Source organism: Hymenobacter elongatus (assembly GCF_004745955.1).
Lineage (GTDB): Bacteria > Bacteroidota > Bacteroidia > Cytophagales > Hymenobacteraceae > Hymenobacter > Hymenobacter elongatus.
The window spans coordinates 1-20,217 of the sequence record NZ_SRLD01000008.1 but is presented as its reverse complement, the minus strand read 5'-3'; the positions used below and the strand labels follow the sequence as shown (position 1 = coordinate 20,217).

At 60.1% G+C, this 20,217-nt stretch carries 17 protein-coding genes; 13 read left to right on the top strand and 4 right to left on the bottom strand.

Annotation, left to right across the window (positions count from 1 at the left end):
* Window positions 1–239: 239 nt before the first annotated feature.
* The 5 genes from E5J99_RS05685 (at window position 240) to E5J99_RS05665 (ending at window position 5,269) form a co-directional block, all read left to right on the top strand.
* Window positions 240–1,826, top strand: a complete 1,587-nt coding sequence (locus E5J99_RS05685) for an NAD(P)/FAD-dependent oxidoreductase (protein WP_135496760.1) — start codon at window positions 240–242, stop codon at window positions 1,824–1,826.
* 100 nt (window positions 1,827–1,926) lie between these two features.
* Complete coding sequence (locus tag E5J99_RS05680; protein WP_135496759.1) at window positions 1,927–2,286, top strand: CoA-binding protein; 360 nt, start codon at window positions 1,927–1,929, stop codon at window positions 2,284–2,286.
* A gap of 370 nt (window positions 2,287–2,656) precedes the next feature.
* Entirely contained in the window at window positions 2,657–3,232 is a 576-nt protein-coding gene (locus E5J99_RS05675; protein ID WP_135496758.1) for an RNA polymerase sigma factor, read from the top strand.
* Complete coding sequence (locus tag E5J99_RS05670) at window positions 3,213–4,073, top strand: hypothetical protein (protein WP_135496757.1); 861 nt, start codon at window positions 3,213–3,215, stop codon at window positions 4,071–4,073. Before E5J99_RS05675 ends, E5J99_RS05670 begins: the two co-directional genes overlap by 20 nt.
* Window positions 4,074–4,093: 20 nt before the next feature.
* Window positions 4,094–5,269 carry an outer membrane beta-barrel protein gene (locus tag E5J99_RS05665; RefSeq protein ID WP_135496756.1) on the top strand — a complete coding sequence of 392 codons (1,176 nt, stop codon included), beginning with the start codon at window positions 4,094–4,096 and terminating at the stop codon, window positions 5,267–5,269.
* A gap of 226 nt (window positions 5,270–5,495) precedes the next feature.
* Here the strand turns inward: E5J99_RS05665 and E5J99_RS05660 are convergent, their stop codons facing one another.
* A complete protein-coding gene (locus tag E5J99_RS05660) occupies window positions 5,496–6,239 on the bottom strand; it encodes a TrmH family RNA methyltransferase (RefSeq protein WP_135496755.1) in 744 nt (247 codons plus the stop codon).
* Between E5J99_RS05660 and tamL the strand changes: the two genes are divergently transcribed.
* Complete coding sequence (tamL, locus tag E5J99_RS05655; RefSeq protein ID WP_135496754.1) at window positions 6,230–8,749, top strand: translocation and assembly module lipoprotein TamL; 2,520 nt, start codon at window positions 6,230–6,232, stop codon at window positions 8,747–8,749. The genes E5J99_RS05660 and tamL overlap by 10 nt on opposite strands.
* A 242-nt stretch (window positions 8,750–8,991) precedes the next feature.
* On the opposite strand, the gene E5J99_RS05650 is transcribed toward tamL, so the two are convergent.
* A complete protein-coding gene (locus tag E5J99_RS05650; RefSeq protein WP_135496753.1) occupies window positions 8,992–11,106 on the bottom strand; it encodes an alpha-ketoacid dehydrogenase subunit alpha/beta in 2,115 nt (704 codons plus the stop codon).
* A 413-nt stretch (window positions 11,107–11,519) separates the two neighbouring features.
* Here E5J99_RS05650 and E5J99_RS05645 point away from each other — a divergent pair, with 413 nt between their 5' ends.
* The 5 genes from E5J99_RS05645 to E5J99_RS05625 all read left to right on the top strand — a co-directional run bounded on the left by E5J99_RS05645 (window position 11,520) and on the right by E5J99_RS05625 (window position 15,896).
* Window positions 11,520–12,863: a hypothetical protein gene (locus E5J99_RS05645; RefSeq protein ID WP_135496752.1), complete on the top strand. Its 1,344-nt coding sequence runs from the start codon at window positions 11,520–11,522 to the stop codon at window positions 12,861–12,863.
* A 214-nt stretch (window positions 12,864–13,077) separates the two neighbouring features.
* A complete protein-coding gene (gene hemF, locus E5J99_RS05640; RefSeq protein WP_135496751.1) occupies window positions 13,078–14,028 on the top strand; it encodes an oxygen-dependent coproporphyrinogen oxidase in 951 nt (316 codons plus the stop codon).
* Entirely contained in the window at window positions 14,025–14,615 is a 591-nt protein-coding gene (locus E5J99_RS05635; RefSeq protein ID WP_167852008.1) for a phosphatase PAP2 family protein, read from the top strand. The genes hemF and E5J99_RS05635 overlap by 4 nt, the downstream gene beginning before the upstream one ends.
* 100 nt (window positions 14,616–14,715) lie before the next feature.
* Complete coding sequence (locus E5J99_RS05630) at window positions 14,716–15,018, top strand: transposase (RefSeq protein ID WP_135496749.1); 303 nt, start codon at window positions 14,716–14,718, stop codon at window positions 15,016–15,018.
* Window positions 15,015–15,896 carry an IS3 family transposase gene (locus tag E5J99_RS05625; RefSeq protein WP_167852007.1) on the top strand — a complete coding sequence of 294 codons (882 nt, stop codon included), beginning with the start codon at window positions 15,015–15,017 and terminating at the stop codon, window positions 15,894–15,896. Before E5J99_RS05630 ends, E5J99_RS05625 begins: the two co-directional genes overlap by 4 nt.
* Before the next feature lie 21 nt (window positions 15,897–15,917).
* Here E5J99_RS05625 and E5J99_RS05620 read toward each other — a convergent pair whose 3' ends face one another.
* Together E5J99_RS05620 and E5J99_RS05615 are read right to left on the bottom strand one after the other, a co-directional pair.
* On the bottom strand, window positions 15,918–18,425 hold the full coding sequence (locus E5J99_RS05620) for an Ig-like domain-containing protein (protein WP_135496747.1): 2,508 nt from the start codon (window positions 18,423–18,425) through the stop codon (window positions 15,918–15,920).
* A gap of 25 nt (window positions 18,426–18,450) precedes the next feature.
* Entirely contained in the window at window positions 18,451–18,984 is a 534-nt protein-coding gene (locus E5J99_RS05615; protein ID WP_167852006.1) for a T9SS type A sorting domain-containing protein, read from the bottom strand.
* A 435-nt stretch (window positions 18,985–19,419) separates the two neighbouring features.
* Here E5J99_RS05615 and E5J99_RS22195 point away from each other — a divergent pair, with 435 nt between their 5' ends.
* Together E5J99_RS22195 and E5J99_RS05610 are read left to right on the top strand one after the other, a co-directional pair.
* Window positions 19,420–19,986, top strand: coding sequence for a DDE-type integrase/transposase/recombinase (locus E5J99_RS22195; protein WP_394345941.1), 567 nt, complete (start codon window positions 19,420–19,422; stop codon window positions 19,984–19,986).
* 34 nt (window positions 19,987–20,020) lie between these two features.
* Window positions 20,021–20,217: helix-turn-helix domain-containing protein (locus E5J99_RS05610; RefSeq protein WP_135496745.1), on the top strand; the 197-nt coding region annotated here is incomplete at its 3' end.

Here is a 20,217-nt window from a genome sequence, read left to right as displayed (position 1 = left end):
GCGCGAAGCACAGCGAAGGACCTTCCTCACCTGCCCCACTTCAGCTCTTGCCAACGCCCAAAATCCCTGTACTGCGCCGGCAGTACAGGGATTTTGGGCGTTGCTGTACGTTTGCCACTAACAGAGGAAGATCCTTCGCCGGCTCAGGATGACCGATGGGGAGCAACGAACTTCCGTATCTTTGCGCCACAAAAAGCTCCTTTTACCAAGGTCTAAAGGCTAAACACCTTTCACCCATTATGTCCGAAAAACAGGAAATTGAGGCCCTGCTTCCCCCCGAAGTAGCCTACGACGAATATGCGCGCTACCGCGCCCTGCTGGCCGCCGCCGGGCTGCAGCCCGGCGACGCCGACTTTGTCCACCTGCGTAAGCGCTCCATCGATGCCCGGGGCCGACAGCCGCTCGTGCGCCTGCGGGCCGATATCTGGCGCACCCCGCCCCCGGCCGACTTATTTGGCCCCTGGTTTCAGTATCCCGATGTGTGCCGGGCGCGGCGCACGGTGCTCATCGTGGGCGCGGGTCCGGCGGGCCTGTTCGCGGCGCTACGAGCCATCGAGCTGGGTATCAGGCCCATTGTGCTGGAGCGCGGCAAGGACGTGCGTACCCGCCGCCGCGACCTGGCCGCCCTCAACAAGGAGCACATCGTGAATCCCGACTCCAACTACTGCTTCGGCGAAGGCGGCGCGGGCACGTATTCCGACGGCAAGCTCTACACCCGCTCCACCAAGCGCGGCGACATTCAGCGCATCCTTAAGCTGCTGGTGCAGCACGGCGCTACCCCCGATATTCTGGTGGACGCCCATCCCCACATCGGCACCAATAAGCTGCCCGGCGTGGTGGCGGCCCTGCGCGAATCGATTCGGCAGGCCGGCGGCGAAGTACGCTTCGAGACGCGGGTGACGGAATTGATGCTGGACCACAATCACCTGCGCGGCGTGGTTACAGCTACGGGCGAGGCCCTGGAGGCCGACGCCGTTATTCTGGCCACCGGCCACTCAGCCCGCGACATCTACGAGCTGCTGCACCGGCGCGGGGTGCGCATCGAGGCCAAGCCCTTTGCCCTGGGCGTGCGCGTCGAGCACCAGCAGGAGCTCATCGACCAGGCCCAGTACCGCCGCGCCGACCGGGGCCCGCTGCCGGCAGCCTCCTACTCGCTGGTGCACCAAACACAGTGGCAGGGCAAGCAGCGGGGCGTGTTTTCGTTCTGCATGTGCCCGGGCGGCTTCATTGTGCCGGCTGCCACGGCGCCCGGCGAGGTGGTGGTGAACGGGATGAGCCCCAGCCGCCGCGACTCGCGCTACGCCAACTCGGGCATTGTAACGGCTATTGAGCTGGAGGACATGGACCTGAAGCGTTACGGCCCGCTGGCTGGCCTGCAGTTGCAGCAGGAAGTGGAGCAGCGCGCCTGCGCCCTGGCCGGCAACACCCAGCTGGCCCCGGCCCAGCGCCTCGGCGACTTCCTGAAAGGAAAAGTATCGTCCGACTTGCTCGAAACGTCTTACCAACCCGGCCTGGTGTCGGTGAATATGGACCAGGTGCTGGGCGCGGGTCTGGCCGAGCGGCTGCGCCAGGGCTTCGAGAACTTTGGGCGCAAAATCCCCGGCTACGCCACCAACGCGGCCCAGATTGTGGGCGTAGAAAGCCGCACCTCGGCCCCGGTGCGCATTCCGCGCGACCCGGCCACGCTGCAGCACCCCGAAACCACCGGGCTGTTTCCCTGTGGCGAAGGCGCCGGTTTTGCCGGCGGCATCGTGTCGGCGGCCATGGATGGCGAACGGTGCGCGGAGGCAGTAGCAGCCGTAGTAGCCACCTTTTCCGGGAAATAATCGTTTGTTGGTTGTGGATGGTCCGAAGGATTGACTTCGCTTCTGGTCCGTACCCATATTTTCTGTTTTGCGCAGGCAAACAGTTCTACCGCATCATCTTATGAAAAAGACTCTCGTTCTCGGGGCCAGCGATAATCCGGCCCGCTACTCCTACCGCGCCGTGCACCAGCTCAAGCAGCACGGCCACCACGTGGTGCCCGTGGGCATCCGCAAGGGCCAGGTAGCCGGCCTCGATATTCACACCGACCGGCCCGAGGAAGGCGACATTGATACTGTGACGCTCTACGTGGGCCCGCAAAACCAGCCCGCCTGGTACGACTATATTCTGGACCTGCAGCCCAAGCGGATCATCTTCAACCCCGGCACCGAAAACGAGGAGCTGGAGCGCTTGGCCCAGGAGCGCGGCATCCGCACCGAGGAAGCCTGCACGTTGGTGATGCTGTCGGTGGGCAATTATTAAGGCTGCTGCCTATACTTTCAGAAAAAAAGCGACTCCGGCAGAGTCGCTTTTTTTCTGAAAGCAGTTTTTATATCTACCAGCTAGTGTGGACAGTAAACAGAAGAAACGTCATGCTGCACAGACCCAAACAGCTGTTTTCGGTCACTGTCTACACAGCCTGGCTGGCAGGCTACATAGATGTCCTGTAATTGGTCGTGAAACACGCTTCTACGAATCAATAACTTACTGATATACAAATATATATTTCAAAATACACTTCTCTTCCGCAAAAAATCATACAGAATAAGTATCCCAGAGGCAACCGCCGCCCAATAGGTTGCATCTACCTCCCCAAACGCCTTACATCTGCCGAAAACCTTACCTTCTACCCGTGACTGACGCCGACCTCATCGCCGCGTGCCGCCAAGGCAATGGCCGCGCCCAGAAACTGCTCTACGAGCGGTTTGCGGGCATGATGCTGGGTGTATGCATCCGGTATCTGCGCCGCCGCGAAGATGCGGAGGAGGCGATGCTGGGCGGGTTTGCCAAAGTGTTCCGGGCCCTGGACCAGTACCGGCACGAGGGCAGCTTTGAGGGTTGGATTCGCCGTATCATGGTGAACGAAGCCCTGGGCCAGCTGCGGCGCAAAGAGCCCCTGCACCTGGCCATCGACGACTCGCACACCGATTTAGCTGTAACCCCCGCCGACGCCGAGAGCCAGCTGAATACGGCCGATTTGCTGGCGCTGCTGGCCGACCTGCCCGCCGGCTACCGTACTGTCTTTAACCTCTACGCCCTGGAAGGCTTTTCCCACCCCGAAATTGCCGAGCTGCTGGGCATCTCGGAGGGCACTTCCAAATCGCAGCTCAGCAAGGCCCGCGCCATGCTGCAGCGCCGCCTGGCAGCCGCCAGCATGAGCGCTTCCACTTCCTCACCGAAAGAATATTATGCAACCGGAAGATATTGACAAGCTGTTTCGCAACCAGCTGCAGCACCACGCTCCTACGCCCCCGGCCTACCTCTGGGAGCAGCTGGAAGCCGAAATTCAGCCCGCCCGCAAGCGCCCGGCCATGTGGCTCTATGCCGCAGCGGCCATGGTAGCGCTGCTGATTGTGGCGGGCGGCGCCTGGCTGTTGCACACTCCGGCTTTCGCGCCTACCACCGGCACGCTGGCTACCAGCAGTCCGCTGAAGCCTTCGCGCAACCAGCAGCCAACGGCGGTCGGCACCCCAAAAAATCCCGCTGGGACCCAGGCAACCGCCGACAACGGGTTTTCATCTAGCCCTTCAGTAGCCCAGGTTGCCAGCCCGAAAAAAGCGCCTTCGGCCATGCCTGCTCCAGCACCTGCAGTTGCTGCCAGCAAACAAGAGCCGCTCGTTGCCGGCATCATCTCGCCGGAGCCGAAACCGGCACGAACGGCTCACCTCAATAGCCACCCGACGAAAGCCACTACCCCGGCTTCGGTAGCTACCCTGGCTATGGCTGCTGCTTCCTCTGCTGCTACGGCGCGTCCGGAGCGCCCCGCAGCACCGGCCGTAGCCGCCGTGGTACCGCCGCTGCCATCAGCGGCCCAGGCAGGCGCTATTGAAGTGGAAGTACACCGGGGCCCGGAGGCGGCACCTGCCGTAGCTGCCGTGGACGCGCCGCAGCTGTATGAGTCGCACTCGCACCTCAAGAACCTGTTTCACAAAGCGAAGTCGGCGGTGAAAGAGGGCCGCGTGGGTATTCCCAAAGTCGATTTACCGGAAACGGTAACGGTTCAGGTCAATGTGTTCAATCACTCGGCCACCAAAGTCATTCAACTCTAAGATTTCAACTTCCTACTATCATGAAACGTCTTTCCTCACTGCTGGCGGTACTGCTGCTGACAGTACTGGCCGCGCCTTGCCGCACCCAGGCAGCCACCACACCGGCTTCCAACGACGATACCATCGTGGTGAAACTGCCAAACCAGGCCACCATGACGCTGCACACCAAAAATAAGGAGCAGCTGCGTGAGCTCCGCACCTACCGCCTCGACACGCTGATGGCGCTGCTCGATAAATACATTCGACAGGCCGAAGTAGCCAGCAAAAACGCGAATAACAGCTCCGTCACGATGGAGTTTTATCCGGCCAAGGAGCGCCCCGGCACCCAGGCTCCCGAGCAAATCAGGGTGACGGTGCGCAACGAGGAGCCTAGCGCGAAAAAAGTGGCGGTGAAGGGCTACAAGTTCGGGCAGGTATTCAGCGTGACGGTGAAAGAAAGCGCCAAGGAACCCGGCAAAGACGGTGAGAATAAGGATACTAACGATGAAATATCGATTAACATCGGCCGCGACACCCGGCAAAACAGCGACTCTCTTCGCAACGCGGCCCGGGCCCGCAAGCGGGAAGAACATGACCGCCGCGCCGTGCACAGCAACTTTTCCCTCGACCTGGGCCTGAATGCGCTGGCCAACCGCTCGAGCCTCGCCGAGGAGCAGTTTGACTTGAAACCCACCGGCTCGCGCTACCTGAGCCTGAACTGGCACTATGATATCCGGGTGGGCGGCCGGCGCAGCCCCTTCTTTCTGGTGCTGGGGCCGGAGCTGGCCTTCAACAACTACATGTTTGACAACAACCGCCGCATCCTGGCCGCCGATACCCGTACCTTTATCCAGCATGAGCCCGAGCTAAGCCTGGAGAAAAGCAAGCTGGCTACCACCGTGCTGAACCTGCCCCTGATGGCCAAACTCAACTTCCAGGACAAAACCGGGCACGACGCGTTTCGCATCGGCGCGGGCGGCTTCGCCGGCTACCGCCTGGCCAGCCATTCCAAAATAAAGTACGAAAACGAGGGTAACACCCGCAAAGACAAGGACCGCAACAGCTTCAACCTGGAAGAATTCCAGTACGGCGTGCAAGGCATCATCGGGGTGCGCGGCATCGACTTGTTCGTGAAATACAACATGAATGAGCTATTCAAGAACAACCGCGGCCCCCAGGCCCAGTCCGTCAGCTTCGGCATCTCTATTCTGGATTAAAGGCAGGGTTAGCTCCTTCCCGCCGGTCATCTTGAGCAGCGCATTCCGCGCATCAAGAGGCGTGACCTTCCTTTCCTAACTGAGAAAGCTTGTCCTAGCGTAGAAAAGCCCTTTACCATGGCGTGGTGAAGGGCTTTTCGCATTTAAGAACACGTAGCACTTATTAGAGGAAGGTCCTTCGCAAGCTCAGGATGACAGATGAGGAAAAGCAACGCCGGCCCCGCTCCTACAGCTCCCGATGAAAATTATCGAGCAGAATAGCGGCCGATACCGCCACGTTCAGGCTTTCGGCCCCGCCGGCACCGGGAATGTAGAGCCGCTGGGTGAGGCGGGCCAGCACCTCGGGGCGTGGCCCGTGCGACTCACTACCCATGATGAGCACGCCGCCGGGCCGCAGCGCGAGACGGTGCACATTGTCGCCCTCGAGGTGGGCGCCGTAGCGCGGCAGCGCGGCGGGCAGCGTATCGAGCCACTCGGGCAGCTCGCGCTGCCAGATGGCCACGCGGGTGAAGGACCCCATGGTGGCGGCAATGGTTTTGGGCGCCCACGGGTCGGCGCAGGTTTCGGAGCACACCACCCCGTGCAGGCCATACCAGTCGGCCAGCCGAATGAGCGTGCCCAGGTTGCCGGGGTCGCGCACTTCATCGAGGGCCAGCAGCAGCCGGTTGGGTGCTGGCGCTAAGGCCGTTGGCTCGGGCAGGCGGGCAATGGCCAGGGCCGTGGTGTTGTTGGCCAGCGTGCCAAGTTTGGTTAATTCTTCTTCCGTCACGATTTCAACCGGTACCTTCGCGGGCAGCGGCGGGATTTTTGCGGCAAACTCAGCCGTCAGGAACACCCGTTCCGTTTGAAGCCCGGAGCTTAGCAGCTCCTGTACACTCTTACCGCCTTCCACCAGAAAGGCCTGGTGGCGGAGCCGGTATTTCTTCAGGTGCAGCGCGTGCACGTATTTCGCTACTGCTTTTGAAACCATATTCTTTGTTTATCAACCGCCACGGGCGGCTTACGGTAGAATGGATGACCCGCGCGGCGCTGGCCGGAGCCTTGCTGCTCCTGGCTGGCTGCTCGCCGCTGCGGCTGCTGGAGCCCCGCCAGAAGTTGCTCAGCCGCATCCGCCTGGAAGGCGTGCAAGAAGCCGATGCGGCCCGCATCGAGGCGCTCTACCAGCAACAGCCCAACAGCCGCTTTCCGCTGCCAAAGCTAGCAATCTACCAGCTCGGAAACCGCTTTTATGATAAGCAGCGCCTGCAGCTCAAGCTGCAGCGCATCCGCACCGAGTTTGATGAGCGCACCCAGGCCGCCCGCCCCGACTCGGTGAAAGTAGGCAAGCTGCTGGTACGACGCGAGAAGCGCACCCGCCGCCTGCTGCTGGCCCTCGACAAAGGCAACGCCATTATGCGCCTGGGCGAGCCGCCGGTTATCTACGACTCCACCCTCACGACCAAGACCGTGGAGCAGATTGCGACGTTCCTGAAGTCGGAGGGCTTTTTCCGCAGCGGCGTCACGGCCACCGACACTGTGGTGGACCGGCGCTTTTCCCTGGTTCATATTTTTGAAGGCCCCGACACAGTACACAACCGCCGGGTGACGGTAACTTACCGCGTAACCGAAAACCAGCCGTACCACTACTCCCAGCTCGATTATGACATTGCCGACTCGGCAGTGGCCCGGGTGGTGCTGGCGGGCCAGCCGGCCTCGTTGCTGCGCGTGAATGACCGCTACAACGAGTCGGTTATCGGGCAGGAACGCTCGCGCCTGGAAACACTGCTGAAGAACGCGGGCTACTACGATTTTCGGCAGCAGTACGTGTCGCTGGAAGCCGACACAAGCTTTGCGCCCGCCACCGTGCGGCTGCGCACCATTATTACGAACCCGGCCGCCGGCGAGCAGCACCAGGTGTATACCGTGCGGCGCGTGCGCTTTATTACCGATGCGGGCACGACCCGCTTTGGCGTGAAGCGCGACACCATCGTGCGCGACTCGGTGTACTACCTGTCCTTCAAACACCGCATCAGCCCCAAAGTACTGGACCGCAAGCTCACGGTGCGCCCCGGCGAGCGGTATAGCCTGCAAAATACGCTGCTCACCCAGCGCCAGCTCAGCGACCTGGATATGTTCCGCTTCAACACGGTGAGCTACAACAAAGTGCGACCTACCAGCGGCGACAGTGTTCGGGGCGAGCTGGTAGCTACCGTCAACGCCTCGCCCACCAAGAAGTACCAGGAAACCATCGAATTTGGTGGCACCTACGTGGCGGCGCTGCCGGGCCCCTTCCTGAATTTCCGGCTGAAGGTGCGCAATATCTTCGGGGGGGCCGAAGTGCTGGAGCTGGGCCTGCGGGGCGGCTTCGAAGGCCAGCTGAGTCGCATTGAAGACCGCAGCGTGCTCACGACCCAGCTGGGAGCCAACGTCAACTTAGTATTGCCACAGTTTCTGGTGCCGTGGCGCACCAACCGCTTCCTGACGCGCTACAACCCCAAAACCCGCATCAGCGGTAGCTACACCTACGTGCAGCGGCCCGAGTACACGCGCACCAACCTGGAGGCTACCTACGATTATATCTGGCAGCGCTCTGCCTTCCACCAGTACGTTTTCACGCCCTTCGATCTGAGCGTGATTTATACGCCCATCAAAGACCCCACCTTTGAGGCGGAGCTCCAGAAGCTGCTCACCACGCAGGGCTCACCGCTGTTTCGCAGCTTTGGCAACCTGTTCGTGCCCAGCATCAACGCCACGTCGCTCTTCAACTCCAACGACTTCACCCAAACCCGCGACGCCCGCTACCTGCGCCTGTTTGTGGAGGTTGGGGGCCTCACCCGCTCGCTCTACCAGAACAGCATCAACCTGAACGTCTACGACTTCGCCAAAATAAGCGGCGATTTTCGGCGCTACCACAAGCTGAGCCCAAAGTCGTTCTTCGTGTATCGTCTCAATGGCGGCGTAGCGCACGCGCTGACCAAAACCGACGGCCAGTTCAGCATTCCCTACGACAAGTATTTTTTCGCCGGCGGTAGCTCCAGCATTCGGGCCTGGCGGCCGCGCCGCCTGGGCAGCGGCTCCTACACCACCTACAAGCTCAATGCCGACGGTTCGCCGCGCATAGAAAACGGCCTGGCCGTGCGCGACTACGACCTGGAGCAGCCGGGCGAAGTGCTGCTGGAAGGCAACCTGGAATACCGGTTTCCGCTCTATAGCTTTATCAACGGGGCCTTGTTCACAGATTTTGGCAACGTGTGGACGCTCCAAAACGAGAGCAACCGCGAGGAAGCCGTGTTTCGGCTGAACCGGTTTTACCGGCAGCTGGCCGTGGGTTCCGGCATCGGCATCCGCTTCGACTTCACCTTCCTGATCCTACGTCTCGACGTAGCCACCAAGGTATATGACCCTACCGCGCCGGGCAATAAATTCGTGCTGCCCAATTTCCGCTTTAGTCAATCGCCCAACCAAACGGCTTTCAACCTGGGTATCGGCTATCCATTCTAGCAATGAGCTTATGAATGAATTACCGTTGTTCTGCCTGTCATTCTAAGCAACGCGCAGGACTTGCCTCACCCAGGCTGTGTGGCCAGTAGCGCCTCAGGGAATATTTATCTTCTTTGAACGTCAATATCGAGCCTTAGCGAGACATCTCGCGTGCCATGGCAATCAGATTACCATGGCACGCGAGATGTCTCGCTAAGGCTCGATATTGACACACACGAAAATTGAAGTTCCGAACCCGTTCTTTACCACTCCAGCAGCTCGGCCAAAGCGGCGGCTACTTTCTCGGCGCTGGGCAGCATTTGCTTTTCCAGCTCCACGTTCAGGGCAATGGCGGGCAGATCGGCGGCTCCCAGCGTGAATATTGGTGCGTCGAGCTGCGCGAAGCAGCTGCGCTGAATACGGCCAGCCAACGACTCGGCGAAAGAGTTCATCAGCGGCTCCTCGGTGAGTACCAGAGCTTTGCCGTGGCGGCGTACGGCGGCTTCCACGGCCTCAAAATCGAGCGGATTGAGCGTGCGCAAATCCAGGATTTCTACCTGCCCGGCGAATTGCCGACTAGCCGTTTTGGCCCAATGCACCCCCATGCCGTAGGTAATAACCACGCAGGTAGCACCCAGGCGCAGCTGTTCGGCATCGGCTTGCTGCGCAATGGCTGCTTTGCCCAGCGGAATCACGTAGCCGGCAGCAGGCTCCACGGTTTTGGCCTCTTCGGTGCCGGGCACTTTGCTCCAGTACAAGCCTTTGTGCTCCAGCAGCACCACGGGGTTGGGGTCCAGGAAGGCGGCGCGCAGCAGGCCTTTCATGTCGGCGGCATTGCTCGGGTACACCACTTTTATGCCCCGAATGGTGAGCAGCGTACTCTCGATGGACCCCGAATGATAGGGCCCACCGCCACCATAGGCCCCAATGGGCACCCGAATCAGGCTTTGCACCGGAAACTTGCCGTTGGACAAATAGCACGATTTGCTGAGCTCTTCCACCAGCTGGTTCAGACTGGGCCAGATGTAGTCGGCAAACTGAATTTCGACGATAGGCTTGGCTCCTACCGCCGACATGCCGGCCGTGGATCCCACGATGTAGGCTTCCTGAATCGGGGTATTGAAGACACGGGTATCGCCGTACTTTTTGGCCAGCAGGGCTGCTTCGCGAAACACGCCCCCCAGCTCCCCGCCCACATCCTGACCGTAGAACAAAGCCTCCGGAAATTCGCGCAGAATATCATCCACGGCGTGCAGAGCGGCATCTACCATCAGCGCCTTGTCGGCCCCGGCGGGAGCCCGCTCGCCGCTTTCCTCGGTTACGGCCGGCGGCGCGAATTCGTGGTCGGCAAAGGTGGCCGGGTCCGGATTGGGGGCAGCCAGGGCGCGCTGGTAGTCGGCCTGCACCAGAGTTTGGGCCTGCTCGCCCAGCTCGGCCAGCTCGGCTTCCGTGCTGCCCAGGTCCAGCAGCTGCTGGTGCAGACGCGGCAAGGGGTCCTGGGTGTTGTGCTCGGCCAGGTTGTCGCCGCGGTACCACTCGCGGCGCACCCCGCTGGTGTGGTGGCCCAGCAGCGGGCATTTGGCATGCACCAGAATGGGCCCGCGGGTGCGGCGCACGTAGTCGAAGGCAGTGGCCATGCCGGCGTAGGAATCCGGGAAGTCGGCTCCGTTCACGCGCAGGCGCTGCAAGCCTTTGAAGCCGGCGGCAAACTCGTAGGCATCCATGGCGCGCATCTCGCGGCCGGTGGCCGAAATACCCCAGTCGTTGTCCTGCACCAGATAAATGATGGGCAGCTGGTGCAGCACGGCCATTTGCAGCGCTTCCGCTACTTCGCCCTCCGTCATGGCGCCATCGCCGATAGAGCACACCACCACCGGCTGCGCATCGGCAGAGGCGAGCAGGCCCTGGCTTTCCAGGTAGTGCAGGCCGTGGGCCAGGCCAGTGGCCGGAATAGCCTGCATGCCGGTGGCCGAACTTTGGTGAGGAATGACCGGAAACCCGGCCCGGCGCAGTGACGGATGGCTATAATACGTACGGCCGCCGCTGAATGGGTCGTCGCGCTTGGCCAGCAGCTGCAGCATCAGCTCGTAGGGCTCCAGGCCCAGGCCCAGCAGCATGGCGTCGTCGCGGTAGTAGGGCGTGACGTAGTCGGTGGCTTTGAGGTGAAACGCGGCGGCCAGCTGAATGGCTTCGTGGCCCCGAGCCGTAGCGTGCACGTATTTGGCCGTTACGGCCTTATTCTCCTCGTAGAGGCGAGCCAGCGCGTCGGCCGTGCGCATAAAGGAATACGCCCGCAGCAGCGTGGCCTGGCTGGGCTGGGTAGCGGTAAGATGAGTGGAAAACTCCGGTTCGATGACGGGGGTGGTTTGCGAGGGCATGAAGGAGTAGCAGGTGGAAAGGCGAAATTACGACTTCGCAACGACAGCAACATCGTTGCCCGGCCGTGGGCAGCGCGGGCGGCGCCCGATTCCGGGCAACGGCGTTATCGGGCTCAGTCGTTACTGGTTCCCAGTAAGGTTTCGGGACTCACCTGTCCCCTGTTTTCCCGCCAGGCAAACCCGCCCGGGCGGCTCTGGTGACGTTGTGGGAGGCAACCGTCCCGCGAGCGGCATATTCAGTATTTTTAATATTGATAATCAGCTCATTATAGAAGCAGACAGTAGGGAATTAATCTTATTATGATATAATTAAATATACTTTCATTATAACTTTTTATATACAATATTGATTCCACTTACCTAACAAGGTCACTTGCAGGGCCAGCATCATCCACTTTTTCTATTTCCTTTTTATGAAATCAACCGGAATCCTTTTTGCGGCTATGGCCGTGAGCGGCGCGGCGGCAGCGCAGCAGAATACGCAACTTTCTACCAGTTATGGGAATAACAACCAAGTGACGGTAACGCAGAGCGGCCGGGCCAACACCGCCACCACGCGCCAGAACGATGCGGCCGTGAATGGCGGCTCGGCCAGCGGCAACAACAACCATAGCACCCAAATCCAGCAGGGCATCACCCAAAGGGCTACGGTGAACCAGATGGGCAACGACCAGACGGCCATTCAGAACCAGCGCTCCGATGAAACCCGGGGCAGCAACGGAGCCAGCATTACGCAGGGCTCTACCCAGGCGGGCAGCCAGGGCAACTATGCCACCCAGAACCAGAGCGGCTTTAGCTTGGGAGCTTCTATTCAGCAGCTCAGCGGCCTCAACTATGCTGCCCAGAGCCAATCGGGCCGTAACCTCAGCGCCGACATCGTGCAAAGCCTGGGCAACCGCAACGTGGCCACGCAAGAGCAGGGTGGGGTCACGCTGACGGCCACAGCCATGCAGCTGGGCAGCGCCAACACCTCGTCTCAGGAGCAAGGCGGTGGCAGCGTGACGACAGGACAGCGTGTTACAGTATATCAGCTCGGCAACAACAACAGTGCCGCTCAGGACCAGAGCGGCCTGAGAGGACAGGCCAGCATCAGCCAGCAGGGCGACTTCAATACGGCCAGTCAGCTCCAAAACGGCGTGGAGACGCGGGCTACCATTACCCAGCTGGGGCAGCGCAATACCGGCTCCCAGGGCCAGAGTACCTCGTTCGACGGTATGTTGAATGCTACACTGACCCAGACCGGCAACGACAACCGCAGCACGCAGCAGCAAACCCTGAATACTATAAGTAACCAAACAACTACCCAAACCGGCAACAGCAACCAAGCCACCCAGACCCAACTCCAGATCCGGAACGAGGGGGACTACCTGAACGCCCGGGCCACGCAAACCGGCAACAGCAACCAGGCCACCCAGAACCAACAGGGCAGATTTCAAGCGGTTACTGCCACCCAGACGGGCAACAGCAACCAGACTACCCAAACGCAGGCTGACAGGTACCAAAGCGCCCAGATTTCGCAGACCGGCAACGGAAGCACCGCTATTCAGGCACAGAGCCTGGGCGACGTTATAGCCACCGGACCACGCTATAAAGGCAATGACGCCCTTATCGAGCAGCAGGGCAATGGCCACTACGCCCGGCAGCGGCAGACCGGCAACGAAAACGACGCCCAAACCTTCCAGGGCGCGGCCGGCAACCAGAGCGACGTGCTGCAGCACGGCAACGCCAACACCGCGCTGGTGCAGCAAAACCACTAGCGTTTTCTCCCCTGCAAGGCCCCAACGCCCGCTTCCTGCCGGAGGCGGGCGTTGTTGTGCTCTACCTCAGCCGGCCGGCTAACCTTTGCCGGCACCAAAACGCCGAAACGCCTACCTTTGCGGCTTACAACTTCCTCCGCCGCCAGGCGGTTTTCTGTTTCTGCACGAGTCAGCTGCGTAGTTGCCTGGTTCAGACCTGGCCGCTTTCCCCTCTATGCTGACTGCTTCTCCTTCTCCCGCGCCACCGGCGGCCTCTACCTTCCGCGACACCGTGGCCGACTGGCTTCGCGACTTCCAACGGCGCCTGTGCGAGCAGCTGGAAGCTGCCGAAGGCCACGCTACTTTCCAGCAGGATGCCTGGACGCACGGCAGCGGCGGCGGCGGATTGTCGCGCGTGATTCAGGGCGGGCGGGTGCTGGAGAAAGGCGGCGTGAACTTCTCAGCCGTGTGGGGCGAAATGAGCGAGCAGGCCGCCCGCGTGCTGCTGATGCCCAACGCCAACTACTTCGCTACCGGCGTGAGCGTGGTGCAGCACCCGCGCAGCCCCCGGGTACCCATTGCCCACATGAACGTGCGCTACTTCGAGGCCGGCAACGGCGAGGCCTGGTTCGGCGGCGGCATCGACCTGACCCCGATTTACGTGGATGAGAGCCAAGCCCGCTGGTTTCACCAGCAGCTCAAGGACGTGTGTGATGCGCACAACCCGGCGTACTACGCGCGCTTTCGGCAGTGGGCCGACGACTACTTCTACTTGCCCCACCGCCAGGAAACCCGGGGCGTGGGCGGCATTTTCTTCGACCGCCTCACGGTGGGCAAAGATGGTAGCCGCGAGGAGCTATTCGCCTTCATGCAGGCCGTGGGAAATGTATTTGGGCCCACCTACACCGCCCTGATGCACCAGAACCGCGACCTGCCCTACGGTGAGCGGGAAGTGCAGTGGCACATGCTGCGCCGGGCCCGCTACGCCGAGTTTAACCTGGCCTTCGACCGGGGCACCCGCTTCGGCCTCGAAACCGGGGGCCGCACCGAAAGCATTCTGATGAGCCTGCCCCCGCGCTGCGAATGGCACTACGACCAGCGCCCCGAGCCCAACTCGGCGGAAGCCGCCACCCAGGCCTGGCTGCGCAAAGGCGTGCAGTGGCTCGCAACCCCCGACGCACTGTGATTGAGCAGCTGCAAGCCCTGGACCGCTGGCTGCTGCTGGCCGCCAACAACAACCATTCGGACACGCTGGACGCGTGGATGATTTTCTTCTCGGAGCGCTTCGTCTGGTTTCCGGCCTACCTGGTTATCCTGCTCGCGCTGAGTTACCTGTTTGGCCGGCGGGCCACGCTGCTGCTGCCGTTGCTGGGGCTGAGCGTGGCGCTGGCCGATGGTATTTCCAGCCGGTTTTTCAAGCCCTATTTTGCCCGGCTGCGCCCCTGCCACGACGCCCAGCTCTCGGCCACGCTCAACCTGGTGAATGGCTGCGGCGGGCGCTTTGGCTTCATGTCGTCGCACGCGGCCAATGCCTTCGCGCTCGTCGTTTTTCTGTGCCTGGTGCTGCCCCGGCGCTACTGGCTGGTGAAGGTGCTGGTGGTCATCTGGGCCATTCTGGTGTCGTATAGCCGCATGTATCTGGGGGCTCACTACCCTTCCGACGTGCTGGCTGGCGCCACGCTCGGCAGCTTGCTGGCCTGGGGCTGCGTGCGGCTCTATCAGCTCGGCGTGGCCCGCTGGTGGCCCAATGATAACGCCGCAAGCCCTGCCTGAAGAACGCAGGAAGCCCCCGTTGCACGCGCAGCGGGGGCTTCCTGCTTGATGAGGTGGTCTAGGAAAGACGGACAGAAGAAGGACGTATATTTCTTCTATTATGGCAACCAAAACCAGCGGGGCGTCGCCCGACAAACGGCGCAAATACGACGAGGCGTTTAAGGCGGAAGCCTTGCGCCTGGCTTCGGAGAGCCGCAGCACGCAAGCCGCGGCACGGCAACTGGGCATCAGTCCCAAGCTGCTCTACCGCTGGCAGCAAGCGCAGCTCGTGGCCGAAGTGGGCAGCGTGGAAGTGGCCCGCGACCCGGAAGTGCGCGCCCTGCGCGCGGCCAACAAGCGGCTGGCGCAGGAGCTCGACATTTTAAAAAAAGCCTTGGTCATCTTCGGCCAGCTGACCCCGTGAGTACCTACCAGCACATCACCCAACGGGCCGGCCAAGTGCCGGTGCGTCAGCTCTGCCAGGCACTGCGGGTGGCCCCAGCGGCCTATTACGCCTGGCACCGCCGCCGGCAGATGCTGGTGGGCGAGCCGGCCTGGCAAGTCGCGGTGCGCGAAGCGTTTGCGTATCACAGCCAGCGTTATGGTACCCGCCGACTGCGGGTAGAAGTGCAGGCCCAAGGCCATCCGGTGGGCCGCTGGCGCATCCGCCGGGTGCTCCATGCCCACGGCCTGCGCGCGCAGCAGCTGCGCTCGTTTGTGCCCCGCACCACCGCTTCCGACCCGGCCGTACGCGCGGCCCCCAACCGCTTGCTGGGCCAGGCGGCCCCTATAGCCCCCAACCGGGTCTGGGTCGGCGACATCACGTACCTGCCCCGGCAGGGCGGCGGCTGGCTCTACCTGGCGGTTTGGCTGGACCGCTGCTCGCGCAAAGTCGTCGGCTGGGACGTGCGCGACACGATGCCCCAAGACTTGGTCAGTGAGGCGCTACGCCGCGCGCTGGCCGTACGCCGGCCCGCGGCCGGGCTCATCGTGCATTCCGACCAGGGCAGCCAGTACACGGCCACCCGATTCAAGAACTTACTCGCGCAACATGGTGCCCTGCAAAGCATGAGCCGGCGCGGCAACTGCTACGACAATGCCCACGCCGAATCGTTTTGGAGCCGCTTCAAGGCCGAACTGCTCGACGGCGGAAGTTTCCCCGGCCTTGCGGAAGCCAAGCTCGAAATCAGCCACCATATCGCCTATTACAACGCCGAACGCCGCCACTCAGCCCTGGGCTACCACTCGCCCAACCACTTCGAAACACAACTTCTAACCACGTCCCAGTTGTGTCCGGCTTAGCTAGACCACCTCAAAGAGTCCTCATTTCCTAAATAAAATCCCTCCGTTATAGGTCTGGTAATATGTCCCTTTGTCTGGTGATAACGAGCCCCAGTTATAGGCATTCCCACCTCTCCAGTGCAGTAAAATAAAGCCTTTGGGGAAAGGTACGGTGAAATGGGAGGGGTACACTTGGTCAGTTTCTGAATAACCCATTACGTGTAGATCTCCTGCTTGTTTATCTTCGGTTGGTGGATAATACGGTGTGCTTTTAGATTTTAAACTCAAAGTAAACGAAGCGCTTTTAAGGGTGGCTGTTCCACTTATCCACTCAACACCGTTACTTGTGATGCCGGGCACTGGTTCACCACCGACGGCAGTAAGGTCGTAGGTATTACGCAGGTCCACTACTTTTACCAACATTGGCTTGCTGAACACGCCTTGGTAACGGGCCCGAACCCGCATTTCGCCTTCTGTCAACCCCTTTATTTCGCCATAAGTGCCGTTATAAAGTTGGGTACTAAATGGGATATTGTACTGCCCTTGTCGGGTAGTAACGGACGCCACGGTTGGGCGCGACACCACCCACTCCAGCGGTCCTTGCATTTGCTGCTCGTTACCGTTTTCATCCACCAAACGCGGGAACAAACCAAGCGTTTGACCCAGGCCAACGGCGGTGATGGTGTCCGAGGTAGTAGCGTACGGGCCAGCGTACTTAATTTCCATCAGCTTCATGGTACTCATGAGTACTAATTGAGAAAAAGGAGTAACTGTCAGATTTAGAGTACCCTTCTTCCCGCCGCAAGTGCCCGTAATATCCACCTTGCCTACTTTGATGCCCGTTACGACCCCTTGCGCGTTAACTGTAGCCAGTGCGGGGTTACTGGATTGCCACGTGATGGTGTGGGAAGAGGTTAAGTCTGTGCCATCCTCGCCAATTACAGTGCCCGAAAGGCTGAGAGTTGTGCCCACGGGCAACGCATTGGATGCAGTAGGGTCACTGATATTTACTCGGTCCACACATTCGCTGACAGTGCCGTTGTTTTTACATAAAGTAACCGAAGCCGTGTGATTATAATAGTAGAAAAACTGGTAAGCAAATCCTGCCGTAGCGCTAAACGATATCGTAACTTGCATTTTCGTCCACGCACGTGATAATAATTTGGCGAACTTCCGTTTGGCAGGTAAATCCTCAATCCCAGGCAAATTTTTCCCTTGGCATTGGTTCATGTACTCGTATATCCAAAACTTGCCACTATCTGTCACCCCCATCAATTTATCCATTATCTCGAGTAGGTATTGTCTGGCAGATTGACCGTCGGCCTGGGTAATCAAGCCAGACAGTTCTTTATTGACGATTACGGGCGCCAACGCATTTACACAGGCAGCTACCTTTTCTGGATCCCGCTTAGGGTCACCAGCCCACTCTAACAACGTTAAAATCGCGGATTGTATTAAAAAAGCTGCGTGTCGACCACGAAGCTGAGTATTTTGGCCAATGGTAACCGTGAATTTCTCGGGGTGGCCCTGCAAAATGGCGGTTTCAGGCGGGTTTACAAACGGCAAAAATTCAAAAAATTTAAAGGGTTCCCACTTGACCTCCTGCTTTTGAATCTGCTGTCCTTGTTCGTTCGAAGTAACAACCTCCCAGTAGAGCCGGGTGTCGTTAAACATTTTAACGTTGGCCGATGCCTTCTCGTCCTCCAGCCAAATATTATTTCCTTTAAAGGCCGTTTTAATAAGAAAATAAGGCAATGCTGTGGCCTGATTCACACTCGCCCCCGCCACTCCTCGATTTGGCACAAAGCCTCCATATGCTTTGACCACTTCTGCAGCTACGGCTCCCGCTTTTGCAATGGCATCGTCGGAATCTAAAGACGACTCGCCTTTGCTTAAGGCTTGGTTAATGGCTTGCCGTAGCAAGGAAAACGCAGGTGCTTTCCGGATGGCCTCCTTCAGTTGCGCGGGCGTTAAGCTGCCCGTACCCAATGGATTAATGGCGAATCGTACCAAGGCCACGCCTGTGTTTTCAATGCTCAGCTCTGCTGGTTCTCCTTCCGTGAACCCCATCAGTAGTACTTGTTCTTTTCCCCCTAAAGCAAAAAAGAGGTCCTCCTTCCGGCCAATTGCCACCGGCAACATGGCATCATCCGTGGGGGCCGTTGATTCTAATGCAGAGTAGAACCCTTCTACTTCCTGCCTGCCAGCCGCGCTTACATCCGCTCCGAACGTCACGGGGACATATTTAACATCGGGCTGGGCATACGCCGCCTTGAGGTCGGAGTAGGTGGGTACGCATCCGGCCTCGCTCACCTTCGCCCGGTAATAAGTAGTTTGCGTAGGGGTGACGGACAAAGAGGCTACGTTCCCATTGGGCACATCTGACCAGTTCTTGGCATCGGCAGATTGCTCCCATTGTATGTTGCCTCGGAAGCCGTCAAGGTGCAGTTTGAACGGCTTGGATGCTTGCGCATAGACAGTTGTTGAACAAAGACACCACAATGCGAGGAGCAACCAGCGCAGTAGCGGACGCATGTATAAATAGGACATGGCGTAAAAGGAAAAGAATGGGAGCCTATTGCACCTGCAGGCGGAAGACACGGTTCACGTCCTGACCTGTGATTTGAACGAAGTAGAGACCAGCGGCTTGCGGCGGCAATTGAATTAATTGCTCCAGCTTGTGGGAGCCAGCTAAAATGCTTTCGGCGTACACCCGCTGGCCCAAGACAGAGTACACTGCCAGCAGCAAAATCTTCGTGCCCATGGGGTGCTCGGATGCGAGCGTGAATACGCCGTGGGTAGGGTTGGGGAACAGGTGCAGTCCCCAAGGGTCCCAAGCAGCGGCCATGGCTGTGGGGGTGGGGGTGGACACCGTTACCGTGACCCGGGCTTCTTTTTGGCAGCTGCCGGGGTCGGTCACGGTCAGCGTGTAAGTGGTTGTCTGGTTAGGGGAAGCCGTTGGATGAGGTACGTCTGACCGGTCCAAGCCCGTGGCCGGGGTCCATGCGTAGGCGAACGTACCTGAGCCGCCTGAGGCAGGCAAGGCTCCCCCCAGCACCACGCGTCCCCCTTGCGGAATAGTCTGATCCGCTCCGGCATCTACAACCAAGAGCGGGGATTGGCGCAGCGTAAAACGTAGAGTGGACTGGGCAGCGCAGCGCAACGTTCCGGGAAGCAATAAGAACGGCAGCAAGTAGTAGCACTTCATATGCAGCATGAATAGTACGGGCACAGCCGGAGCTGCTTGCGTGGGAGAAGAAAACGCGCCCAGGATTCCATTGACTACTCTATGCTGATGTGTTGTGGCAATCACAGCCAAAACAGGGGTAGCACAAGTCAAGGCTTCGGGCCTTTTTATCAATTTAATACAATTAAATATAGTAAATATTTAAATAAAATAAAAACACGTCAAATGCTTTTTTGATTTGACAGTTCTGCAACGGGCAAGCCAATGAAATGGACTCGTTTGTTCAGACATGTTGTACTGCAGCGCGGAGCGCGACGAAATCCAATGGAGCGCGATATTTAAAAAAAGTTGTGACCAGTGCCCGCTTTAAGCGCGGGCTCTCCCAACCGCCTCAGTCATGAGCCGCTATGCATTTATCCACGCCTGCGCGGAACCGTGGCCCGTGCGCGTGCTGTGCCGCCTGTTAGCCGTCAGTTCAGTTGGCTATTATCAGTGGTGTCAGCGCCCGGCCCCTCCATCTGCGGCGTAGCAACCGGCGGCGCAGGCAGCCTTTGTGCGCCATGCCCGCCGTCACGGCACCCGCTGGTTACGAACCGAATTGCATGCCGAAGGGCACGCCGTGGGGCGTTATGCACTGCGCACCTGGCTGCACCGCAACGGCTTGCGGGCGCTGAACACCCGCCCGCAACGCCCCCTACTACGGTAGCCGATCCGACCGACGTAGTCGCCGAAAACCGGCTGCTCGGCCAGCCGGCCCCCACCGCCCCGGACCAAGTATGGGTGGACGACATCATGTATCTGCCGCTGGTGGGCGGGCGCTGGTGTTACCTGGCCACCTGGCGCGACACCTGCTCGCGCCAGGTCGTGGGCTGGCACCTAGCCGAGCAGATGCACATCGAACTAGTGCTTAGTCAGGCAAGTTGATTAACAGAATACAGGTTCTTGCGGTTAGGGTGCTATGGCCCGACCAATCATCCCTTTTGCCTTACCGGCCGCCGCCCAGGCCGCCCTGGAAGCCTTCACCCGCACGGGCCGCCGCCCGGTGCGGGCCGTACGCCGCGCTCAGGCCCTGCTGGCGCTAGCCACGGGTATCGGCCAGCAGGCGGCCGGTAAGGCTGTGGGCCTGAGCCGGCAGGCCGTCAGTCAGCTGCGCCG

Bases quoted from the DNA above. Each gene is read 5' to 3' on its own strand.
- E5J99_RS05685 (WP_135496760.1), top strand. From the start codon at position 240: ATGTCCGAAAAACAGGAAATTGAGGCCCTGCTTCCCCCCGAAGTAGCC.
- E5J99_RS05680 (WP_135496759.1), top strand. From the start codon at position 1,927: ATGAAAAAGACTCTCGTTCTCGGGGCCAGCGATAATCCGGCCCGCTAC.
- E5J99_RS05670 (WP_135496757.1), top strand. From the start codon at position 3,213: ATGCAACCGGAAGATATTGACAAGCTGTTTCGCAACCAGCTGCAGCAC.
- E5J99_RS05665 (WP_135496756.1), top strand. From the start codon at position 4,094: ATGAAACGTCTTTCCTCACTGCTGGCGGTACTGCTGCTGACAGTACTG.
- E5J99_RS05660 (WP_135496755.1), bottom strand. From the start codon at position 6,239: ATGGTTTCAAAAGCAGTAGCGAAATACGTGCACGCGCTGCACCTGAAG.
- E5J99_RS05650 (WP_135496753.1), bottom strand. From the start codon at position 11,106: ATGCCCTCGCAAACCACCCCCGTCATCGAACCGGAGTTTTCCACTCAT.
- E5J99_RS05645 (WP_135496752.1), top strand. From the start codon at position 11,520: ATGAAATCAACCGGAATCCTTTTTGCGGCTATGGCCGTGAGCGGCGCG.
- hemF (WP_135496751.1), top strand. From the start codon at position 13,078: ATGCTGACTGCTTCTCCTTCTCCCGCGCCACCGGCGGCCTCTACCTTC.
- E5J99_RS05630 (WP_135496749.1), top strand. From the start codon at position 14,716: ATGGCAACCAAAACCAGCGGGGCGTCGCCCGACAAACGGCGCAAATAC.
- E5J99_RS05620 (WP_135496747.1), bottom strand. From the start codon at position 18,425: ATGTCCTATTTATACATGCGTCCGCTACTGCGCTGGTTGCTCCTCGCA.